Source organism: Frankia sp. CcCS3 (genome assembly GCF_977927575.1).
In genome coordinates, this window is sequence record NZ_CDWRCL010000024.1 from 23,317 (window position 1) to 29,316 (window position 6,000).

Annotated in this window: 5 protein-coding genes; 3 read left to right on the plus strand and 2 right to left on the minus strand. The window is 67.9% G+C overall.

Annotated features, from left to right (window positions below; genetic code table 11):
• Window positions 1-23: 23 nt before the first annotated feature.
• The gene (locus AC08OQ_RS04280) at window positions 24-512 is read left to right on the plus strand and encodes a YajQ family cyclic di-GMP-binding protein (RefSeq protein ID WP_476599996.1); all 489 of its coding nucleotides are present in this window, start codon (window positions 24-26) and stop codon (window positions 510-512) included.
• Window positions 513-739: 227 nt separating this feature from the next.
• Here AC08OQ_RS04280 and htpX read toward each other — a convergent pair whose 3' ends face one another.
• Together htpX and AC08OQ_RS04290 are read right to left on the minus strand one after the other, a co-directional pair.
• Window positions 740-1,612 carry a zinc metalloprotease HtpX gene (htpX, locus tag AC08OQ_RS04285; RefSeq protein WP_476600007.1) on the minus strand — a complete coding sequence of 291 codons (873 nt, stop codon included), beginning with the start codon at window positions 1,610-1,612 and terminating at the stop codon, window positions 740-742.
• Window positions 1,613-1,652: 40 nt separating this feature from the next.
• Entirely contained in the window at window positions 1,653-2,732 is a 1,080-nt protein-coding gene (locus tag AC08OQ_RS04290) for a Rossmann-like and DUF2520 domain-containing protein (protein ID WP_476599994.1), read from the minus strand.
• 534 nt (window positions 2,733-3,266) lie between these two features.
• Here AC08OQ_RS04290 and AC08OQ_RS04295 point away from each other — a divergent pair.
• Both AC08OQ_RS04295 and AC08OQ_RS04300 read left to right on the plus strand, forming a co-directional pair.
• Window positions 3,267-5,153 (plus strand): 2-oxoacid:acceptor oxidoreductase subunit alpha, encoded by a 1,887-nt coding sequence (locus AC08OQ_RS04295; RefSeq protein ID WP_476599992.1) that lies wholly within the window; start codon window positions 3,267-3,269, stop codon window positions 5,151-5,153.
• Window positions 5,150-6,000, plus strand: an 851-nt coding sequence (locus AC08OQ_RS04300; RefSeq protein ID WP_476611910.1) for a 2-oxoacid:ferredoxin oxidoreductase subunit beta, incomplete at its 3' end; no start/stop codon positions are given. The genes AC08OQ_RS04295 and AC08OQ_RS04300, both read left to right, overlap by 4 nt.

Sequence of the window (6,000 nt, forward strand, 5' to 3'; positions counted from 1 at the left end):
AACCGGCCAGGAGGTCCGCACACGTGGCAGATCCACCCTTCGACATCGTCAGCAAAGTTGACGCCCAGGAGATAGACAACGCCGTCAACCAGACGGTCAAGGAAATCCGGACCCGCTTCGACTTCCGTGACACCGGCGCATCCGCGACGCTGTCCGGCGAGTCGATTCTGCTTGTAGCGAACACGGACGAGCGGGTCAAGGCGGTGCTCGACGTGCTTCAGGAGAGGTTCGTCAAACGCGGCATTTCCCTCAAGGCCCTGACCTTCGAGGAGCCCAAGCCGTCGGGCAAGGAGTTCCGGTTTCCCGTCACCGTTCAGCAGGGCATCGCGGAGGACAAGGCCAAGGCTATCGCCAAAAAGATCCGGACGGATGGCCCGAAAGGGGTACAGGCCCAGATCCAGGGTGATCAGCTACGGGTGACCGGGAAGAAGCGCGATGACCTGCAACGCGTGATCCAGATGCTTAAAGCCGAGGACTTCGAAGTTCCCCTCCAGTTCGTCAACTACCGCTGACGCGACGGAAAAGCTCGAGACAGGGCGCACCCCGCCCGATGGGGGTTTCGGGCGGGGTGCTTGCGGCGGAACCTGGGGGGTTTGCTCCGCCGCGGTCCTGGTTGTGAACCGACGCCGTTTCGGCCGGCAGTTCGCGGTTAGCGGTTCAGGGTTAAAGCGTACTCCGAGTACTTCGGGGTGTTGCCGCGGCGACGCGCCGCGGACAACATCGTGGTCATCAGGCCCGGTCACCGATACGGATTCATGCGTGACATCTGTTCGAGACGCGCGATCCGCTCGTTCATGGGTGGATGAGTGGAGAACAGCTTCCCGACCCCCCCACCCCGGAACGGATTTGCAATCATGAGCGCGGCGGCGGGGCCGAGCTTGGAGGTCTGCGGCAGGGGCCGCGCCGCGGTGCCGGCGTCCAGCTTGCGCAACGCGTTCGCCAGCCCGATCGGGTCACCGGTGAGCGTCGCGCCGGACTCGTCGGCCTGGTACTCCCGGGACCGACTGATCGCGAGCTGGATGATCGTCGCCGCGACGGGGCCCAAGATCATCAGCAGCAGAAGCTCGAAGATGCCGGGACCGTCCTCATCGTCCCGCCCGCCGAAGATGGCCAGGAACTGAGCCATATTCGCCAGATAGACGATAATACTGGCAAGGGCCCCGGCCACCGAGGCGATCAGGATGTCCCGGTTGTAGACATGGCTGAGCTCGTGACCGAGAACGCCGCGTAGCTCACGATCGTCCATAATCTCCATGATGCCCTCGGTGCAACAGACCACCGCGTTTCGCGGGTTACGGCCGGTGGCGAAGGCATTGGGCGCCCGGGTCGGGCTGAGGTACAGCCGCGGCATGGGCATCCGGGCATTGCGGGCGAGATCCCCGACGATCGCGTAGAGCCGGGGCTGCTCGACCTGTGTCACGGGATAGGCCCGCATGGCCCGCAGGGCTATCCGGTCGGAGAAGAAGTAGGCGAAGCCGTTCATACCGACCGCGAGCACGAGCGCAATGACCAGACCTCCGCGCCCGAACAGCGAACCCACCACGATGATGGCGGCGGACAGCACGCCCAGCAGCAGCGCGGTCTTCAGACCGTTGAAGTGGCGGTGTGGCATGGCGATCAAGTGTCCGTCCTGTCGAACCGGTACACCTGTCTCAACGCGACGGCGCTGGCGGAACGTTCCCGTCGGGCGTGTGGCCACCGTCGCCCCCGGCCCGTACGGCCGCCGGCCCCCGGCGGGCCTTGCCCGGTCGGTCACCGAGCTCGTCCGGGACGGCTTCGCGCAGACGTGCGACCACGGCCGGGTCGAGCAGCCCGACCCGTTCGAGCTCCTCCGCGGTAAAGATCGCCAATCGTCGGTACACGGCGGCGATCCGTGGATCCAGCCGGTCGAGCGCGGTCAGATGTGCCACGACGGTGCCGAGATCACCGCGCCGCACCGGTCCGGTCGACGCCGACCAGCCGTCGGTCAGGGTGTTCGCCAGCGATGCCCGCAACAGCGGACCGAGCGCCGCGGCCGGATCGGGCACGCCCGCCGCGGCCAGCACCTCGCCGGCAGCCGCCACCAGGGTGGTCAGGAAGTTTCCGCCGAGCACGAGAGAGGCGTGGTAAAGATCCCGCCGGTCATCCGCGACGGGCAGAGCGATGCCGCCGACGTCGGTGACCAGGCGGCGGGCCAGCCCCTCGGCCACGGGATCGGCGGTGATCCCGAACGGGACACCGGCGAGGAGAGCGGAGTCCTCGATGATCCCCGGCAGGGTCATGATCGGATGAAGCGCGATACGGGCCGCGCCCACGTCACCGCCGGCCGCCAGGACGCCCAGACCGTGGCGCCCGCTGAGATGCACGAGTGTCCGGCCGGGCCCGACGGCTCCCGCCGCGGCCAGGTCCATGACGACCGGCCCGATCGCGTCATCGGGCACGGCGACGAGGAGGACCTCGGCCCGCCCGGCGACCTCGGCCGCCCCGCCGACCCACGCGTCCGGGAACAGGTTCACGGCCCTCGATCGGTGCCACGGCGAGCGCACTCCCACGGCCACTACCGGATATCCGGCCGCCGCCAGGGCGAGGCCCAGCGCCGTGCCGGCCCGGCCCGGCCCGACGATTCCCACCTTTTCCCGCGGCCTGGCCTCCCGCGGCCCAGCGCTCGCGGCCGTGAACGAAGGTGCGGCGTCGGGCCGACCGTCATCCGGACCGCTCGCGGCATCCGACTGCTCGTCCGGGCTATGCGTCATGTCCCGATGCTCCCCGCTTCTGAGCGGGCCGCCCCTGATACCTGACCACCCGCCGACCCCGGCCACCATGCCCCGACGCCGGGCCTCACCGGACATACAGCCACAAGCCACCAGGCGACTACAATCGGTAACATCTCGGATCAGGCCAGGTCGCCGGCAAGAGCGAGCTCACCGCTCCGGGCGCCCGACACAAAGATCACCCTGTCGATTCCCTGACACGCCAGGCCTCCCCCGAAATTGTGGAAAGCATTACCGGAAGCGCATTGAACCGGATCCGGCCGATCATCTCCATCGGGCGGTACACCCCTTCTGACCAGCGATATCAGGGTCAAGGCCCGCCAGCCGGACGATCGCAACGACAAAGACTATATACGTAGAGTTGGCAAACAATCACCATACGGCGCGACGGATACGGAGACCGAGGTCGATCGTCGATCGTCCACGAGGATGGAGCGATCGAACTCGGCGGTACGGTGCGCGCGCATCATTGATACGGCCGGTAGGCTGGAACGGTACCCGAGGAGGTCACTGAAGGTGTCAGAGCAGGTCAGGGAGAGGGAGACCCGCCGGCTCGACCGGGTCGTCGTGCGCTTCGCGGGCGACTCCGGCGACGGTATGCAGCTCACCGGAGAACAGTTCACCAGCGAGACGGCAGCATTCGGCAACGACCTGTCGACGCTTCCGGACTTCCCTGCCGAAATCCGCGCCCCAGCCGGCACGCCGGCCGGCGTGTCCGGCTTCCAGCTACATTTTTCCGATCACGACATTCTTACCCCGGGTGACGCACCGGACGTACTGGTCGCAATGAACCCGGCGGCCCTGAAGGCGAATCTGAAGGACCTGCCGCCTGGGGCCAATCTCATTGTCAACACCGATGCATTCACCGGCAGCAACCTCAAGAAAGCCGGCTATACGACGGATCCGCTGGCCGACGGCACGCTGGATGCCTACACGGTGCATCGGGTGCCGCTCACCTCGATGACCATCAACGCGGTGCACGCCGCCGAGGGCGTCGGTACCGGGGTCAACAAGAAGGAGGCCGAACGAGCGAAGAACATGTTCGCCCTGGGCCTCATGAGCTGGCTTTACCACCGGCCGACCGAGAGCACCGTCGGCTTCCTGGAGAAGAAGTTCGCCAAACGGCCCGAGATCGCCGCGGCGAACGTCGCGGCCTTCCGAGCCGGCTTCAACTACGGCGAGACCACCGAGTCCTTCTCGGTCACCTACGAGGTGGCGCCGGCCCGGATGAAGGCCGGTACCTACCGACGGATCACCGGGAACACGGCACTGTCCTACGGTCTGATCGCCGCCGGCGAGCTGACCGGCCTGCCGGTGTTCCTCGGCTCCTACCCGATCACCCCGGCCTCGGACATCCTGCACGAGCTGAGCCGGCACAAGCGGTTCGGCGTGCGGACCTTCCAGGCCGAGGATGAGATCGCCGGCATCGGCGCCGCGCTCGGCGCCTCCTTCGGCGGGTCGCTCGGCGTGACGACGACCTCCGGCCCGGGTGTCGCGCTCAAGAGCGAGACCATCGGCCTCGCGGTCAGCCTCGAACTGCCGCTCATGATCGTCGACATCCAGCGCGGCGGCCCGTCCACCGGCCTGCCCACCAAAACCGAACAGGCCGATCTGCTCCAGGCGATGTTCGGCCGCAACGGCGAGGCTCCGGTTCCGATCGTCGCGCCGCGCTCCCCGGCGGACTGCTTCAACGCCGCGATCGAGGCCGCCCGCCTGGCTACCAAGTACCGCACGCCGGTGTTCCTGCTCTCCGACGGCTACCTGGCGAACGGCTCGGAGCCGTGGCTGCTGCCGACCCGCTCGGAGCTGCCGGACCTGAGCGTCGCCTTCGCCACCGAGCCGAACCACACCGGGCCGAAGGGGCCGGAGTTCTGGCCCTACCTGCGTGATGCGGAGACCCTCGCCCGGCCGTGGGCGGTCCCCGGCACGCCGGGCCTGGAGCACCGTATCGGCGGCATCGAGAAGTCGGACGGCCAGGGTGCCATCTCCTACGATCCGGCCAACCACGACCGGATGGTGCGGCTGCGCGCGGCGAAGATCGACGGCATCGCGAACGATGTCGCGCCGCTGGAGGTGGAGGACCCGTCCGGGCAGGCCCGGCTACTCGTCCTCGGCTGGGGCTCCACCTACGGCCCGATCGCGGCCGGCTGCCGCCGGGTCCGCGCCAAGGGCATGCACGTCGCTCAGGCACACCTGTGTCATCTCAACCCCTTCCCCGCCAACACCGGGGACATCCTGCGGTCGTACGACAAGGTGCTGATTCCCGAGATGAACCTCGGGCAGCTGCGGACCCTGATCCGGGCCGAGTACCTCGTCGACGCGATCGGCTACAACCAGGTTCGCGGGCTGCCCTTCAAGGCCGCGGAGCTGGCGGGCGTCTTGGAGGACGTGATCAACCAGTGACCGTCACGACGAATCGCAGCGGCATCAGTAACCGGCTGCTCGGCTTGGTGCCGGCCGCGCCGGCCCAGCAGAGCCGCAAGGACTTCACCTCCGACCAGGAAGTGCGGTGGTGCCCGGGATGCGGCGACTACGCCATTCTCGCCACCGTCCAGGGCTTCCTGCCTGATCTCGGGGTGGCCCGGGAGAACATCGTCTTCATCTCCGGGATCGGCTGTTCCTCACGGTTCCCGTACTACCTGCAGACGTACGGGATGCACTCCATTCACGGCCGGGCACCGGCGATCGCCACCGGGCTCGCCGCCTCCCGTCCCGACCTGTCGGTCTGGGTCGTCACCGGGGACGGCGACGCCCTGTCGATCGGTGGGAACCACCTGCTGCACGCGCTGCGCCGCAACGTCAACCTGAAGATCCTCATGTTCAACAACCGGATCTACGGACTGACGAAGGGGCAGTACTCCCCCACCTCCGAGATCGGCAAGATCACCAAGTCGACGCCGTTCGGCTCGCTGGACCGGCCGTACAACCCCGTGTCGCTGGCGCTGGGGGCGGAGGCCACGTTCGTCGGACGGTCCATCGACTCCGACCGGGCGCACCTGACCTCGGTGCTGCGCGCGGCCGCAGAGCACCCCGGCACCGCCTTCGTGGAGATCTTCCAGAACTGCAACATCTTCAACGACGGCGCCTTCGACGCGCTCAAGGAGCGGACCAGCCGGGACGACGTGACGCTGAAGCTGGCCCACGGCGAGCCCCTTGTCTTCGGCACCGAGGGCGACAAGGCCGTTCGACGGGCGCCGGACGGCAGCCTCGAGGTGGTCCCGGCGGGCAGCCCGGACGTCCTCGTCCACGA